This window comes from Parasulfuritortus cantonensis, from assembly GCF_004337445.1.
GTDB classification, from domain to species: domain Bacteria; phylum Pseudomonadota; class Gammaproteobacteria; order Burkholderiales; family Thiobacillaceae; genus Parasulfuritortus; species Parasulfuritortus cantonensis.
On record NZ_SJZB01000011.1, the window covers coordinates 1 to 14,590 of the forward strand.

General features: G+C 63.7%; 13 protein-coding genes. 8 read left to right on the forward strand and 5 right to left on the reverse strand.

Annotated features, from left to right (window positions below; genetic code table 11):
• From EZJ19_RS02400 to EZJ19_RS02415, 4 genes are all read right to left on the reverse strand, one after another.
• Positions 1-937, reverse strand: a 937-nt coding sequence (locus EZJ19_RS02400) for a glycosyltransferase family 9 protein (protein WP_131444712.1), incomplete at its 3' end; no start/stop codon positions are given.
• Positions 927-2,030: a glycosyltransferase gene (locus EZJ19_RS02405; protein WP_206199294.1), complete on the reverse strand. Its 1,104-nt coding sequence runs from the start codon at positions 2,028-2,030 to the stop codon at positions 927-929. The genes EZJ19_RS02400 and EZJ19_RS02405, both read right to left, overlap by 11 nt.
• Before the next feature lies 1 nt (position 2,031).
• Positions 2,032-2,703, reverse strand: coding sequence for a sulfotransferase family 2 domain-containing protein (locus tag EZJ19_RS02410; RefSeq protein WP_131444713.1), 672 nt, complete (start codon positions 2,701-2,703; stop codon positions 2,032-2,034).
• A gap of 123 nt (positions 2,704-2,826) precedes the next feature.
• Positions 2,827-3,597, reverse strand: coding sequence for an RNA methyltransferase (locus EZJ19_RS02415; RefSeq protein ID WP_240754622.1), 771 nt, complete (start codon positions 3,595-3,597; stop codon positions 2,827-2,829).
• Here EZJ19_RS02415 and EZJ19_RS02420 point away from each other — a divergent pair.
• Positions 3,596-4,393, forward strand: coding sequence for an inositol monophosphatase family protein (locus EZJ19_RS02420; protein ID WP_131444714.1), 798 nt, complete (start codon positions 3,596-3,598; stop codon positions 4,391-4,393). The genes EZJ19_RS02415 and EZJ19_RS02420 overlap by 2 nt on opposite strands.
• Before the next feature lie 13 nt (positions 4,394-4,406).
• Here EZJ19_RS02420 and EZJ19_RS02425 read toward each other — a convergent pair whose 3' ends face one another.
• Entirely contained in the window at positions 4,407-5,042 is a 636-nt protein-coding gene (locus EZJ19_RS02425) for a c-type cytochrome (protein ID WP_165873427.1), read from the reverse strand.
• Between the two features lie 172 nt (positions 5,043-5,214).
• On the opposite strand from EZJ19_RS02425, the gene mutS reads away from it, so the two are divergent.
• The 7 genes from mutS (at position 5,215) to EZJ19_RS02460 (ending at position 14,307) form a co-directional block, all read left to right on the forward strand.
• The gene (mutS, locus tag EZJ19_RS02430) at positions 5,215-7,740 is read left to right on the forward strand and encodes a DNA mismatch repair protein MutS (RefSeq protein WP_131444716.1); all 2,526 of its coding nucleotides are present in this window, start codon (positions 5,215-5,217) and stop codon (positions 7,738-7,740) included.
• Positions 7,737-8,027 (forward strand): AF1514 family protein, encoded by a 291-nt coding sequence (locus EZJ19_RS02435; RefSeq protein ID WP_240754623.1) that lies wholly within the window; start codon positions 7,737-7,739, stop codon positions 8,025-8,027. The genes mutS and EZJ19_RS02435 overlap by 4 nt, the downstream gene beginning before the upstream one ends.
• Positions 8,028-8,055: 28 nt before the next feature.
• Entirely contained in the window at positions 8,056-8,481 is a 426-nt protein-coding gene (locus tag EZJ19_RS02440) for a hypothetical protein (RefSeq protein ID WP_131444718.1), read from the forward strand.
• 20 nt (positions 8,482-8,501) lie between these two features.
• Positions 8,502-8,972 (forward strand): hypothetical protein, encoded by a 471-nt coding sequence (locus tag EZJ19_RS02445; RefSeq protein ID WP_131444719.1) that lies wholly within the window; start codon positions 8,502-8,504, stop codon positions 8,970-8,972.
• A 50-nt stretch (positions 8,973-9,022) separates the two neighbouring features.
• Entirely contained in the window at positions 9,023-9,973 is a 951-nt protein-coding gene (locus EZJ19_RS02450) for an IS481 family transposase (protein ID WP_131444720.1), read from the forward strand.
• Between the two features lie 61 nt (positions 9,974-10,034).
• Complete coding sequence (locus EZJ19_RS02455; RefSeq protein WP_131444721.1) at positions 10,035-13,142, forward strand: metallophosphoesterase; 3,108 nt, start codon at positions 10,035-10,037, stop codon at positions 13,140-13,142.
• Positions 13,143-13,509: 367 nt separating this feature from the next.
• A complete protein-coding gene (locus tag EZJ19_RS02460) occupies positions 13,510-14,307 on the forward strand; it encodes an IS5 family transposase (RefSeq protein WP_476704065.1) in 798 nt (265 codons plus the stop codon).
• The last annotated feature ends 283 nt before the right edge of the window (positions 14,308-14,590 follow it).

Sequence of the window (14,590 nt, forward strand, 5' to 3'; positions counted from 1 at the left end):
GCGGCTCGTAGAGGACGCGGGCGCGCGGCGCGTCCGGCTCCAGGTAGGGCCGGGTGGAACCGAACAGGGCCAGGGTCGGGCGCGCCATGGCCAGGCCGAGGTGGGTCAGGCCGGTGTCGACCCCGACCAGCAGGCGGGCCCGGCCGATCAGCGCCGCCGCCACCGCCAGGCTGGTCCGCCCGGCCAGGCAGACGCCGCCGCCGGCCGCCGCCAGGGCCTCGGCGTGGCCGCGGTCGCCGGGGCCGCCCAGCCAGGCCACCGGGACCCCGAACTCGGCCTGGAACAACCGGGCCAGCTCGATCCAGCGCTCGTCGAACCAGTGTTTCTGGGGCCGCGTGGTGAACGGGCAGAACACCGCGAAGCCAGCCGTCAGGCCGGACTCCGCGCACAGGGCCGCCGCGGCGGCCTGGTCCTCGGCACCCGGCACCACGTCGAGCCGGTAGGCACGCTCGTCCAGGCCCAGGGCACGGCCCAGGGCACGGTATTCCTTGCCCGGCAGGTGGCTGGTCACGGCCCGCGACACCACCCGGGTCATGAGCAGCCGGCTGCCCTCCTTGGAACCCAGGCCGATGCGCTGGCGCGCCCCGCTGGCGCGGGCCAGGACGCCGCTCTTGAGCAGGCCCTGGGTATCCAGGACGAGGTCGAAGCGGGCCGCGCGCAGGCGGCGCACGAGGTCGCGCAGTTCGCCCAGCACGGCCAGGTAGCGGCCTTCCCGCCAGAGCTTGGCCCAGCGCCCGCGCGGCAGGGTGTAGAGCCGGGACAGGCGCGGGTTGTGGCGCAGCAGGCCGGCGTTGGCCTCCTCGGTCAGCCAGGCGATCTCGACCCCCGGCCAGGCGGCCTTGAGCATCGGGATCAGGCCGGAGGCCAGGATCACGTCGCCGATCGCCGACAGGCGCACGATCAGCACCCGGCTCGGCACGCCGAGGTCAGCCGCCACCCAGGTGCTCCCGCATCAGGCGTTCGTACAGGTCCAGGTAGGCCCCGACGATGGCGGCCTGGCCATGCTTGGCGTTCAATTCGCGCCAGCCCGCCTCGCCCAGCTCCCGGCGACCGGCATCGTCCATCTGGAGCGCCCGTTGCAGGCCGTCGGCGAGGCCGAGCGGGTCGGCGCACGGCACCATGATGCCGTTGCGGTCCGGCTGGATCAGTTCCCGGGCACCGTCGCTGGCGCTGCTGACCACCGGCTTGCGGTAGTTCCAGGCCTCCAGGATGACGTTGCCGAGCGGCTCGTGCCGGGACGGCACCACGACCACGTCGGCAAGGTCGTACCAGGGATCGGGCGGGTCCTGCCAGCCCAGCCAGCGGACCCGGTCGTCCAGGCCGAGCCTGCGGCACTGCAGGCGCAGGCGCTCGGCGTCCTCGCCGTCGCCGCCGATGAGCATGACCCAGGGCCGCCCGGCGATCTCGCGCGGCAGGTCGGCCAGGGCGGCGAGCAGGTCCTGGAAGCCCTTCTTCTCGATCAGGCGGCCGAGCCCGAACAGCAGCCAGGCGTCCGCCGGCACGGCCAGGCCGGCGCGCAAGGCGGCGCGCCCGGCGTCGTCGAAGCGGCGCGGCTCGGGCACGAAGTTGCCGATGTGGAAGACCCGCTCGGCGGGCAGTCCCTGGCCGATCATGTAGTCGCAGATGGCGCGCGTGTTGCCGACCCAGGCGTGGGCGTGCCGGTAATAGCCGTCGATCTTGTAGAAACCGCCCAGGCGGGCGACGTGCACCGCCGGGACGCCCTTGGGCACCCGGGTCAGGCGGGTCGCCCGGCCCATGTAGGTCTGCACCACGCAGGGCGCGCGCTCGGACAGGAGCCGGCGCATGCGCCAGGCCGACCAGAAATCCCAGCGGTTGGCCAGGGCCAGGTGGACCTGCTCGATGTCGCGTCCGGCCAGGGCACGTGCCACCGGGCTGTCGGGCCGGTTCACCGCCAGGACGGGCTGGCCGGCGTCGTGCAGGGCGTTGAGCAGACGCACGTAGAACTGGTCCGCACCGCCGAACTGACGGCTGCCCAGGACGTGCAGCGAAGGCAGTGCCCGGTCCGTCAAGTCAGGCCCCGCCGACGTCGTCGAAGCGATAGCCGAAGCGCTCGATGTCCTTGCCGAAGTGCTGCGCCACCAGGGCCGCGGTCTCGTCGTCGTAATACTCGCGGTAGTCCTTGCGCCGGTCGGTGGCCTGGCGCCGGTGCGGCAGCTCCGGGCAGGGGATGCCGATGCGCGCGCAGATGGTCGCGAAATCCTCGTTCAGCTGCTCGTAGCGGCCGACGAAGTCGACGATCAGGTTGTCGTGCAGGTCGACCAGGTAGTCGTTCTGCGACTCGATGGAGGTATCGAGGTGGAATTGGTAGGGCCGCTCGGGATCGAACTTCCAGCGCAGGAAGTCGGCGAAATTGTCGTGTCCCTGCATGTAATGCGGCCGCTCGCGCCGGATATGGTGGAAGGAGCTGACCTGCAGGTCCCAGGGATTGCGCACGAAGGCGAACTTGAACAGGGAGTCGTAGAACGACTTGGGCAGCATCTCCCTGGCGGCGATGGCGTGGGCATGGCGTGGGAACTTGGTGCCCAGGCGGTGGCCGGTCAGGTGGCTCATGCGGTGGCAGGGCCACATCAGCCAGTACCAGGGGTCGCGCCAGCGCACCCGCTCCAGGGCCGCGCGTACGCTGGTGCCGCCGGTCTTGGCGATGTGCACGAAGAGAAAGTTGAAGCGGGGCGAGAGCAGCATAGGATGTTCCTGCAATTTACGGCAGTGTAGCCCGGCCGGGCCCGCGCGGCGGCGGATATTGCGCCGGCGCGCGTCGTCGGGCGGGGATTTTGCCACGCCCGCGGGGCCCGGGTAAGCCCGCCCCTAGCGTCGGCCGCGGCTCCGAGCGGCGCCGGCGATGCCGCGCCAGATCGCCACCTCCTCCTTCTCCAGGCCGGCGCGCGCGAAGAAGCGGCGCAGGCGCGGCATCAGGCGCTTGGGGTGGGCCGGGTCGAGGAAGCCGATCTCGACCAGGGTCTCCTCGAGGGCACCGAGCAGGCCTTCCACCTCCTCGTGGCTGGCGGGCGTGAACTCGGGCAGGTCGAGGGTGCGGTCGGCCAGGCCGCAGCGCAACTCGTAGGCCACCACCTGCACGGCGGCGCCCAGGTTGAGCGAGGCGTAGTCCGGGTTGGTCGGGATGTTGAGCAGCCAGCGGCACTTGCCGAGCTGCTCGTTGGACAGGCCGAAGGTCTCCGAGCCGAACACCACCGCCACCGGCGCGGCGGCGGCCTGCAGCAGCAGTTCCGGCGCCGCCCGGCGCGGCGTCAGGTCGGGATGCGGCAGATCGCGCCGGCGCGAGGTGCAGGCCGCTGCCAGCACGGTGCCGGCCAGGGCGCCGTCGAGATCGCCGCACAGCACGGCCGCGTCGAGCACGTCGACGGCCCCGGAGGCGCGCGCGCGTGCCTCGTCGTCGATGGCGCACTTCGGGTTGACCAGGCAGAGCCGGGAAAGCCCCATCACCTTCATCGCCCGGGCGGCCGCCCCCAGGTTGCCGGGGTGGCTGGTCTCGACCAGGACGATGCGGATATTGTCGAGTGGATTTACCGGCTTCAAGGTAAAATCGCCAGCCATCAGTTCACTGTTCTTTTCAGCCATGCATCCCATGCTCAATACGGCGGTCAAGGCCGCGCGCCGTGCCGCCACCATCATCAATCGCGCCTCCAACGACCTCGACTCGCTCACCGTCCGCACCAAGCAGGACAACGACTTCGTCTCCGAGGTGGATCATGCTGCCGAACAGGCCATCATCGAAACCCTGCTCACGGCCTATCCGCAGCACGCCATTCTAGCCGAAGAGTCGGGCGCGACCGGCGACTCCGAGTTCCAGTGGATCATCGACCCGCTCGACGGCACCACCAACTTCCTGCATGGCTTCCCGCAGTACGCCATCTCCATCGCCCTGACGGTGCGCGGCCAACTCGACCAGGCGGTGGTCTACGACCCCACCCGCAACGAGCTGTTCACCGCCAGCAAGGGCGCCGGCGCCTTCCTGAACGACCGCCGCATCCGCGTCTCCAAGCGCGCCAAGCTGGCCGAATCGCTGATCGGCACCGGCTTCCCCTACCGCGACTTCAGCCACCTGGACGCCTACACCGGCATGTTCCGCGACCTGGTCCAGAAGACCTCCGGCCTGCGCCGGCCCGGCTCGGCGGCGATCGACCTGGCCTGGGTGGCGGCCGGGCGCACCGACGGCTTCTTCGAGATCGGCCTCAACCCCTGGGACATCGCGGCCGGCTGCCTGCTGATCAAGGAGGCCGGCGGCCTGGTGGGCGACTTCACCGGCGAGGACGGCTATCTGAAATCCGGCCACGTCGTGGCCGGCAACCCCAAGGTGTTCGCCCAGCTGCTGCAGGCGATCCAGCCCCACCTCACCCCGGCGTTGCGCCGCTGAGGCGGGCAGCCCCTTACTTCATGGTCGGGATGTAGGCCGCCAGGGCGTCGATGTCGGCATCCTTCAGGCGCCGGGCGATGCTGCCCATGATCGGGTCCTTGCGCAGCTTGACGCTGGCGCGATAGTCCTCGAGCGCCTTCTTCAGGTAGACCGGCTGCTGCCCGGCCAGGCGGGCGATCTTCTCGTTGCCGTAGCCCTGCGCGCCATGGCAGGACTTGCAGGCACGCTCGTAGATCTGCTGGCCGTGGGCGACCTGCTTGCTGTCCTTGACGACGGCCGTCTTGACCGTCTCGCCGGAGTAGTAGAGCGCCATGTTGAAGCGGTCCTCCGGCTTGAGCACCTTGATCAGGCCGCTCATGAACTCGTCCTGGCGGCGGCCGTCGGCGAACTTCTCGATCTGGTTGAGCAGGTAGACGGCGTTCTGGCCGGCCAGGTTGGGGATGTAGTCGTAAGCGCTGTTGCCATCCTCGCCATGGCAGTTGACGCAGAAGAAGGCCGCCTTCTTGCCCGCCTGGCTGGCCTTCTCGAAGTCCGCCGCCGAACCCGCGACCTGGCGCACCCGTTCGGCGTTGTCGGCGGCGAGCGCCGGCGGGGCGGCCGCGACACCGAGCACCGTCGCGAGGCAGGCAATGGATAGGCGGATATTCATGCTTGGGTACCCATGTGGCGATTTGGTATTTTCACCTAGCATATAGCCGAACTCCGCCCTTGTCATTGTCTGGCTGTACCAGACGGCCGGACCAAACGGCCATCCGGGTTAAAATCGCCTGCCCTCCTCCACCGCCCCGAACTTGACCGCCGATTTCGCCCAACACACGCCCATGATGCAGCAATACCTGCGCATCAAGGCAGAGCAGCCGGACATGCTGTTGTTCTACCGCATGGGGGACTTCTACGAGCTGTTCTTCGACGACGCCGAGCGCGCCGCCCGCCTGCTCGACATCACCCTGACCACGCGCGGCCAGTCGGCCGGGCAGCCGATCAAGATGGCCGGCGTCCCCTACCACGCGGTCGAGCAATACCTGGCCCGCCTGGTGCGCCAAGGCGAATCGGTGGCGATCTGCGAACAGATCGGCGACCCCAAGGCGAGCAAGGGACCGGTCGAACGCAAGGTGATCCGCATCGTCACCCCGGGCACGCTCACCGACGACGTCCTGCTCGACGACAAGCGCGATGCCGCCATCCTGGCCGTCGCCGCCGGACGCGGCCGCCTGGCCCTGGCCTGGCTGACCCTGTCCTCCGGCCGCCTGGCCGCCAAGGAGGTCGAGCCGGGCCGCCTGGCCTCCGAGCTGGCCCGCCTGGTGCCGTCCGAGATCCTCCTGCCGGACGACTTCGCCGACCCCGCCCTGGCCGGCCTGAAGGCCGCCCTCACCCGCCGTCCGGCCTGGCAGTTCGACGCCGAGCGCGGCGCCCGCCTGCTCACCGAACACTTCGGCGTCCACGACCTGTCGGCCTGGGACATCCAGGACAAACCGCTGGTCCAGGCCGCGGCCGGCCTGCTGCTCGACTACGCCCGCCACACCCAGCAGTCCACGCTGCCCCACGTCAACGGCCTGGCCCTGGAGCGCGACAGCGAGTACGTGCTCATGGACGCGGCCGCCCGGCGCACCCTGGAGATCAGCGAGACCCTGCGCGGCGAGACCGAGCCGACCCTGTTCTCCGAACTGGACCGTTGCCGCACCGGCATGGGCAGCCGCCTGCTCAAGCACTGGCTGCACCACCCGTTGCGCGACGTCGCCCGCCGCCAGGGCCGCCTGGCCGCCATCGCCGCCTTCATCGAGAACCCGGAGGCGGTCCGTGCCGTCGCCCGCGAACTGCGCGCCATGGCCGACCTGGAACGCATCGCCGCCCGGGTCGCCCTGCGCTCGGCCCGGCCGCGCGACCTGTCCGGCCTGCGCGACAGCCTGGCCCTCCTGCCCGGCCTGCGCGACGCCCTGGCCGGCGCCGGCGGGGTGCTCGCCGAACTGGCCGAGCGCCTGGATTTCCCGCCCGCCCCGGCCGCCCAGCTGGCCGCCGCCATCAAGCCGGAACCGGCCGCCGTGCTGCGCGAGGGCGGCGTCGTCGCGGACGGCTACGACGCCGAGCTGGACGAGTTGCGCGGCCTGCAATCGCACAGCGGCGAATTCCTGATCGCCCTCGAGGCGCGCGAGCGCGAGCGCACCGGGATCGCCAACCTGCGCGTCGAATACAACAAGGTGTCGGGCTTCTACATCGAGGTCAGCCGGGCCCAGGCCGACAAGGTGCCGGCCGACTACCACCGCCGGCAGACCCTGAAGAACGTCGAGCGCTACCTGACCGCCGAGCTGAAGGCGTTCGAGGACAAGTTCCTGTCCGCCTCGGAACGCGCCCTGGCGCGCGAGAAGTTGCTCTACGAGCAGCTGCTCGACGACCTGGCGCCGCACATCGCCGAACTGCAGCGCGTCGCCATGGCCGTGGCCGGCCTGGACATCCATGCCAGCCAGGCCGAGCTGGCCCAGGCACGCAACCTGGTGCGGCCGGAGTTCGCCGAGACCTGGGGCATCCGCATCGCCGGCGGCCGCCACCCCGTCGTCGAGCCGCGCGTCGACGCCTTCATCGCCAACGACCTCCGGCTCGACCCGACCCGGCGCATGCTGGTGGTGACCGGCCCCAACATGGGCGGCAAGTCCACCTACATGCGCCAGACCGCCCTGATCGTGCTGCTCGCCTGCTGCGGCCTCTACGTGCCGGCCGAGCGGGCGCTGGTCGGCCCGGTCGACCAGATCTTCACCCGGGTCGGTTCTTCCGACGACCTGGCCGGCGGACGCTCGACCTTCATGGTCGAGATGACCGAGACGGCGCAGATACTCAACAACGCCAGCGAACACAGCCTGGTCCTGATGGACGAGATCGGCCGCGGCACCTCCACCTTCGACGGCGTCTCCATCGCCTGGTCGGTGGCCCGCCACCTGGCCGAGAAGGTGCGCGCCTACACCCTGTTCGCCACCCACTACTTCGAGCTGACCCAGCTCGCCCACGAATACCGCAGCCTGGCCAACGTGCACCTGGACGCCGTCGAGAACAACGGCAACCTGACCTTCCTGCACAGCGTCGAGGACGGCCCCGCCTCGCAGAGCTACGGCATCCAGGTCGCCCGCCTGGCCGGCGTACCCGGCTCGGTGGTCAACGCCGCCCGGCGCAAACTGGTCGAACTGGAGAACGCCCAGGTCGCCACGGCCGGCCAGGGCGACCTCTTCGCCAGCCTGCCGCCGGCCCCCGAGGCGCCCGCCGCCCCGGCCCTGGACCGCCTGGCCGCCGTCGACCCGGACAGCCTGTCCCCGCGCGAGGCCCTGGACATACTCTACGAACTGAAGAAACTGAGCGCATGATGGATACCGGCCCCATGAAGACCCTGCACCTCGACGCCGAGGAACTCGGCCTCGACTTCAACGCCTGCCTGAAGCTCGCCGAGGCGAACGCCCGGCACCTGCTCGGCGAGGCCATGCTGTTGTCCTTCTACGACCGCGACCGCAACCTGGAATCGCCCAACGGCGTCAGCGAATGCCACCAGGGTTGCGACACGCCGGGCTGGATCGACTACGCCAAGAACCGCGGCGGCACGCTGATCGTGAACTTCCAGCACGGCCGCCACGTGTTCTGTTTCATGCCGCTTTGATGCGCCGCCTGCAATCCGGAGGAACGCCATGACCGCCGAAGACTGGTTCAAGCTGATCGAACAACTCGGTTCCATCCCCGGCGGTGCCGCCAAGGCCGAGCCGGATTTCTTCGGCCACCTGATCACCGGCGAACTCGCTCCGGTGACCTCCGAGTGGGATTTCGACGGCTGGTTGCTCAAGGATGGCCGCGTGCTCAGCCTGCGCCTGGACGAAGCCCAGGAAGGCATGCGCCTGTTCGTGGTCGATCCGGCCGAGGAACACTACATCGCCCGCACCGGCAACGAACTCCTCGACTGCGCCCGCGAGGGCGGCGTCTCGCCGCTCATCCTGATGCTGCTCGCCATCGCCACCGGCCAGGTCGACGACAACAAGCGCCTGAAGCTGCACGCCCCGGCCATCGACGGCGCCGCCAAGGACCTGATGCTGATGAGCGTCTGCCGCCTGTGCGGCTGACGGCGGGCGGCGACGTGAGGATGGCGAACGATGCCGTCATGGCGATCCGCGCCGAGGCCAAGAAACTGGCCCGGCGTTACCACGCGCTCACCGGCAAACCGCTGGGCATCACCGGCGAAGTGGCCGAATACGAGGCGGCACGTCTGTTGGGCGTCGCCCTAACCCCTGCCCGCCAGGCGGGCTGCGACGCGCTGGAAGACACCGGCTCCGGCCAGCGTCGCCTGCAGATAAGGGGACGTCGCATCCTGCCGGGCGGCAAGCCCGGTCAAAGGATCGGTGCCATCGACATCGGCAAGGCGTTCGACGCGGTGTTGCTGGTCCTGCTGAATGAGAACTTCGAAACCGTGTCGATCCACGAAGCGTCGCGCGCCGCCGTCATCACCGCCATCACCGCACCGGGGTCGAAAGCCAGGAACGAACGCGGCGCGCTCGGCGTGAGCCAGTTCAAGGCGATCGGCCGACAACGCTGGCCATATGAACGTACCCCCTGACAACGACGGCATGGGCGTGTAGACAGAGTTCCCCGTAAACCAGCTTCAAAATGCAAAGTTCCCGCTCGGTGGTCGCTGCCAAACCGCAATGCATCGCCAGCGACCTGCCCATGACGGTCCTGGCCGAGCGGCTGGGCGTGACGGTGGAGACCATCGCGCGCTGGAAACACCGCGATTCGGTCGAGGACCGCTCCCACACCGCCCATCGGCCGCAAACGACGCTCAGCGCCGAGCAGGAAGCCATCGTCCTGGTCTTGAGGAAAACCCTCGATCTGTCCCTGGACGACCTCCTGGCCGTCGTGCACGAGTTCATTCACGCCACGATCACCCGCTCCGCCCTGCATCGCATGCTGAAACGGCATGGTGTCTCGAAGCGCGAGCCGGTCGAGGCGGGCAAGCCCAAGGCCAAGCTCTTCAAAGCCTACGTGCCCGGATTCGTCCATGTCGACGTCAAGTACCTGCCGCAGATGGCCGACGAGGACAAACGGCGCTACCTGTTCGTGGCCATCGACCGGGCCACCCGCTGGGTGTTCATCGCCGTGTATGCCGCCAAGACCGCCGCCAACGCCAAGCGCTTCCTGGCGGCCCTGGCCAAGGCCGCACCCTTCCACATCCGGACGATCCTGACCGACAACGGCAAGGAGTTCACCGACCGCTTCATCACCGCCGGTGAGCGCACCCCGACGGGGGAACACGCCTTCGACCAACTCTGCGCGGAACTGGGTATCGAGCACCGGCTGACCCAGCCCAAGCACCCGCAAACCAACGGCATGGTCGAGCGCTTCAACGGCCGTATTGCCGATGTGCTGCGCACCCACCATTTCCGCTCCGGCGAAGAACTGGAAGCCACGCTCTTGCGCTACGCCTGGCTCTACAACCATCATCTCCCGCAGATGGCTTTGGGTCATATCAGCCCCCTTCAGGCCATGAAGAATTGGCAGGCTTCAAACCCAGACCTCTTCCATAAACGGGTCGTTAATCGTCCGGGACATGACACCTAACAAATAACCCATCCATTACGCTGCCTACTTGCAGACCAAAACATTTAACCGAGGAAACGGAATGACTAAACGGCTACGCATCATCCACTGCTCCGATCTACATCTCGACCCCACCAAACTCGCTGACTGTCAAATTGTGCTCGATGCGTTTCAGCAGGACGTCGCACGGCGCGTACAGGCGGACGGCCCGTTTGATCTGCTTGTGTTCACAGGAGATCTTGTAAAAGAAGGAAAGAACAAGAAGGCTTTTGAATGTGCACGCGAGAAGTTTATCATTCCTACGCTTACGGCCGCGGGATTGACCGAGAAAAACTTTTGCGCCGTACCCGGAAACCACGATGTCCAACTAAACGAACTTAACGAAATATATGAGAACGGTGTTACCGGTCAACTCACTAATCGTGACGCGATAAATGCCTTTCTCGACAATTACGATGCTCAGCATCGCTCCTTTATCGACCGTCGCTTTCGTTATTTCAACGCTGCCACCTTACCAGAAGTCGAACAGCGTGATCAAGAACTCTTCAGAACGCGAATTTACGATTTTTCAATCGGTAAGATTGGCATTGCACTTCTAAATACGGCTTGGCATGCTTCCGGGAAGGCTAACGACTATGATCTTGGAAAGATAATTCTGGGCGAACGCCAAGTCGATGTTTCCGCCGACCGCTTGAAGGCATGTTTATTCAAGATAGCTGTATTTCATCACCCATTTGATTGGTTGCTGCCAGCCGACAAGACAAGTGTCATGCGTGCGATGCAGCGCCACTTTGACCTTGTTCTCTTTGGGCACGCCCATTATCAGGATCCTATGAGTCTTGTGGGCGTAAGCGGCCACTTCTTTCAATCTCAGACGGGTTGTCTATATTCAACGCGAGATTACTTCAACGGATATTCAATCGTAGACATAGATTTTGGGCTACGACAATTTAAAATCGAATTGCGGGAATATTATGATGAGCGACGCGTCTTCGACAACGCGTTACGCTTTGCTGAAAACGGAATATATATTCAACAGTTTCAACGCCACCGCGCCGGCCTAGATTTAGTCCTATCCGACGAGGCCCAAAGCGCGTTTCAGGACGCGGTGAACTGCCGATTAATATCTGCGGTTGCGGCTGCAAGTGCCCCAAAAAACATTAGGGAACTATTCGTCTCGCCCGATCTGCGCACTTCCACCGGTCAAGGTGAAGTAGCAGACCAAGGGCCAACCCATAATCAAAACATTCAAGTCAGCGAATTGATGCAGGGAAACGCTAACTGGCTTATTTATGGCCAAAAGGAAACCGGAAAAACGACCCTACTAAATTTTCTCGCGGTAGAAGCGTTACCAGGCGGCCGTTATTTTGATGGGACCCTGCCTTTGCGACTTCAATTTACCGACATTGGAGCAAGTGCGACAACAATTTTTGAAGGAATCCGAAGAGCCTCCGGCTCCGCGATCGAAACGAAACAAATCCGAGCCGCTCTAAAGACTAAAAAAGTATTAATACTGATCGACAACTTCGACGTCGATCAGCAACAACAAATCGACACCCTAGGCAAATTCATACAAGATCATCCTGGAAACCGCGTAATTGCAACTGCCCTTTACGACCCAATCCGAAAGCCAGTCGACGTCGGCAACCTCCTTGGGATATCTTTTTCGACGCTATATCTAAGCTATTTTGCGAGAAAACAAGTCAAAGAGTTAATTCTACGTTGGGCCAAAGGCAACGCCAACGATGTCACGCAGCTAGCTGATCGGATAATGATCACCGCATCACGTATTAATGCGCCTCTCACACCACTTCTGATTTCCATTTTGCTTTGGTTAAACGAGCGCAACATTAGCTTCGAGCCCGTCAACCACGCGGTTTTGCTTCAAACCTTTGTTAGGGAACTCCTCGGCAAACTCGGTGGCCCCCTAGTGAAGCGTGCAGACCTAGACACGCGAAATGTGGAGCATTTTCTTGGACATCTAGCTGAATTTTTTACGAAAGAGTTTCGAGAAACGGCGTCACGAATGGAAGTAGAAAGGGTCGCCGCCGAATACTTTGTCGGGCGTTGGAGCCTTGACCTACTTAAGCTATCGGTTGGCGAAATCATTGGCAGCCTAATTGAACGGGGCATATTGATCGAGTCCGATGCTGGAGTCGGGTTCCGTTATCGGTGTTTTTTTGAATATTTCGCTGCACAACGAATGGGTGACGAAATCGAATTTTACCAACACGTCACAAGCGAGAATAACTTACTAAGATTTGCGCGGGAAATCGATACATACACGGCGCTTAATCGAAACGACTCAGCCTTATTGAAACGTATTCTCGATGACCTTTCTGCTTATTATACGGAACTTGACCACAAGTCTGAGTTAAACGGATTTGATCGACTACCCCTACCATTGACGACAAAAGACACCCTGTCCCACGAAGAGATTCGACATGGTTTGGAAACATCTAAACTTGAAGAGCAAGAACGCGACAACGTTTTTGATCTCGTAACTCGAGGGGACAAAGACCAATGTCCCGTGTCCGTTCGGAGAGACATTGAGCATTACGTTCCCGGTGAGTTACTCGACTTAGCCTCCCGCGTGCTACGAAACTCCGAGCTAATCAAGATTGCTGACGACAAGAAACAGGAGGTCCTCACAAAAATATGCAGTTACTGGGCGATACTAATTGCTGAAGGGATGCTCGCGACAGAGAATGCGGCGGACGACCAAGACCTGCCACAAGACATTAGAGAGCTAGGCCCGGTATTTCCGCTTGTCATATTACCCCAGGCTCTAAGCGAACTGTGCCAGGAAGCCGTTGGCTCCGCAAAATTGGGGCACATACTGCGACGTGTTTCCGAGAGCGACGAGAATCCACTCATCGTGCGACTTCTAGCAGCGCTTATTTATTTCGGACTGAAACTTGATCGAAGGATTGATGTTATAAAATCCCTATTCCCCGCCATTAAAGATAAACGATTTTTATTGGGCATGGGTTATCTAAAACTTCGAGTATCCTACACGCTCGGAGAGTTTAGTCGATCTGAAGCACATCAACTACTCGACGTACTGACTGATTTTTCAATGGCCGTCCAAATGTCCGGCAACATGAATGAACGCGAGTTTTCCCAGATGCGTTCAATATTGCAAACCCAACTGAAGAAGACGCTTACGCCCCGGATCACACACCGCTAATTTCTAGGCATAATGCAAAGATACTTACCTGCTTACAAAACGCCAGTCGTGGTAAATCGTACTCCATCAGGGATACGTAGGTCGTTGCCAAAGCATTCAAGCGTTGGAGTTCAATTTACTCCGCCGTTCTTGTGATGGTCATGATCTCTCGGTTGAAATGAAAGGTGCACAACCGCGGAGGAGGACTAGCGGGCTGGTGATAAACGCCAACGCCTTGTTCGGGCGTGGATTTTTGGCAAACTACGGCCTGATTTCCACATTGTAATTTCCGCCCCTGATCCATGCGTGGCCAGGAATCTCCCCAAACGTCGATGTTCAGCTATGTCAGCCTGGATGCGCGCGTACCATCCGACCCCCCCTGCGCCGCCTGCGGGTCCTGGTCGACACCATCCTCGGCAACATGAGCGGGCTGTTCGACGCCGGCTATTCGCACACCGGCCGGCCGTCCATTCCACCCGAACACTTGCTGCGGGCACTGCTGCTGCAAATCCTGTTCACCATCCGCAGCGAGCGGTTGCTCATGGAACAACTGGATTACAACCTGCTGTTCCGCTGGTTCGTCGGCCTGGGCATCGACGATGCCATGTGGGACCGCACGGTGTTCAGCATCAACCGCGACCGCCTGCTCTCGACCGACATGGCGCGGGAGTTCTTCGAGCGTGTGCTCCGTCTGGCCGAGTGGCAGGACTTCGTCTCCGATGAGCCCTTCAGCGTCGATGGCAGCCTGATCGAGGCCTGGGCCAGCCACAAGAGCTTTGTACGTAAGGATGGCGACGGTCCGGAGCGTCCGCCCGGCCGGAATCCCGAAGTCGATTTCAAGGGCGAGACCCGCAGCAACAAGACGCACGAGAGCACGACCGATCCCGAATCCAGGCTTTACAAGAAGGGCGAGTTCACCGAGGCGAAGCTGCGTTACATGACCCACGCGCTGTCCGAGAACCGCAACGGCCTGATCGTCGATGTCGAGACCACCCAGGCCAACGGCCGGGCGGAATGGGAAGCCGCCCAGAAGATGATTCGCCGTAGCGTGAAACAAGGCGCCACCGTGGGCGCCGACAAGGGTTACGACACCGGCGAATTCGTGAGCGGCATCGAGCGCCTGGGCATCCGCGCCCATGTGGCGCGCAAGACCCGACACAAGGGTCTGGCGAAACTCTCCGGCTAGGCGCTGCTGACTTTTGCGGCGTACAACCTGACGCGAATGCTCAACCTGATGTGGCCGAAGACGGTGTAGGGAAAAATCCGCCTGCTGGGCGCCCAGCCGCAGACGAATAGGGCAGAAGCGCCCAGCAATTCGGGCGACGGCGCGCTTCCGGTGCCGAAAAAACGAGCGGATGAAGAAAATCCGGAGGGATTCATGCGTTTCTCACCAGCCTGCGAGGCGACCGGCTCCCTCGCCACGGCGGGTTCGGAGCCGGAAACGAAAGCTGCCGAGCAAAATTACAAGA

Excerpts from the sequence above, each read along its gene's own strand:
- EZJ19_RS02410 (WP_131444713.1), bottom strand. The coding sequence starts at position 2,703 with ATGCTGCTCTCGCCCCGCTTCAACTTTCTCTTCGTGCACATCGCCAAG.
- EZJ19_RS02420 (WP_131444714.1), top strand. The coding sequence starts at position 3,596 with ATGCATCCCATGCTCAATACGGCGGTCAAGGCCGCGCGCCGTGCCGCC.
- EZJ19_RS02415 (WP_240754622.1), bottom strand. The coding sequence starts at position 3,597 with ATGGCTGAAAAGAACAGTGAACTGATGGCTGGCGATTTTACCTTGAAG.
- EZJ19_RS02425 (WP_165873427.1), bottom strand. The coding sequence starts at position 5,042 with ATGAATATCCGCCTATCCATTGCCTGCCTCGCGACGGTGCTCGGTGTC.
- mutS (WP_131444716.1), top strand. The coding sequence starts at position 5,215 with ATGATGCAGCAATACCTGCGCATCAAGGCAGAGCAGCCGGACATGCTG.
- EZJ19_RS02435 (WP_240754623.1), top strand. The coding sequence starts at position 7,737 with ATGATGGATACCGGCCCCATGAAGACCCTGCACCTCGACGCCGAGGAA.
- EZJ19_RS02440 (WP_131444718.1), top strand. The coding sequence starts at position 8,056 with ATGACCGCCGAAGACTGGTTCAAGCTGATCGAACAACTCGGTTCCATC.
- EZJ19_RS02445 (WP_131444719.1), top strand. The coding sequence starts at position 8,502 with ATGGCGAACGATGCCGTCATGGCGATCCGCGCCGAGGCCAAGAAACTG.
- EZJ19_RS02450 (WP_131444720.1), top strand. The coding sequence starts at position 9,023 with ATGCAAAGTTCCCGCTCGGTGGTCGCTGCCAAACCGCAATGCATCGCC.
- EZJ19_RS02455 (WP_131444721.1), top strand. The coding sequence starts at position 10,035 with ATGACTAAACGGCTACGCATCATCCACTGCTCCGATCTACATCTCGAC.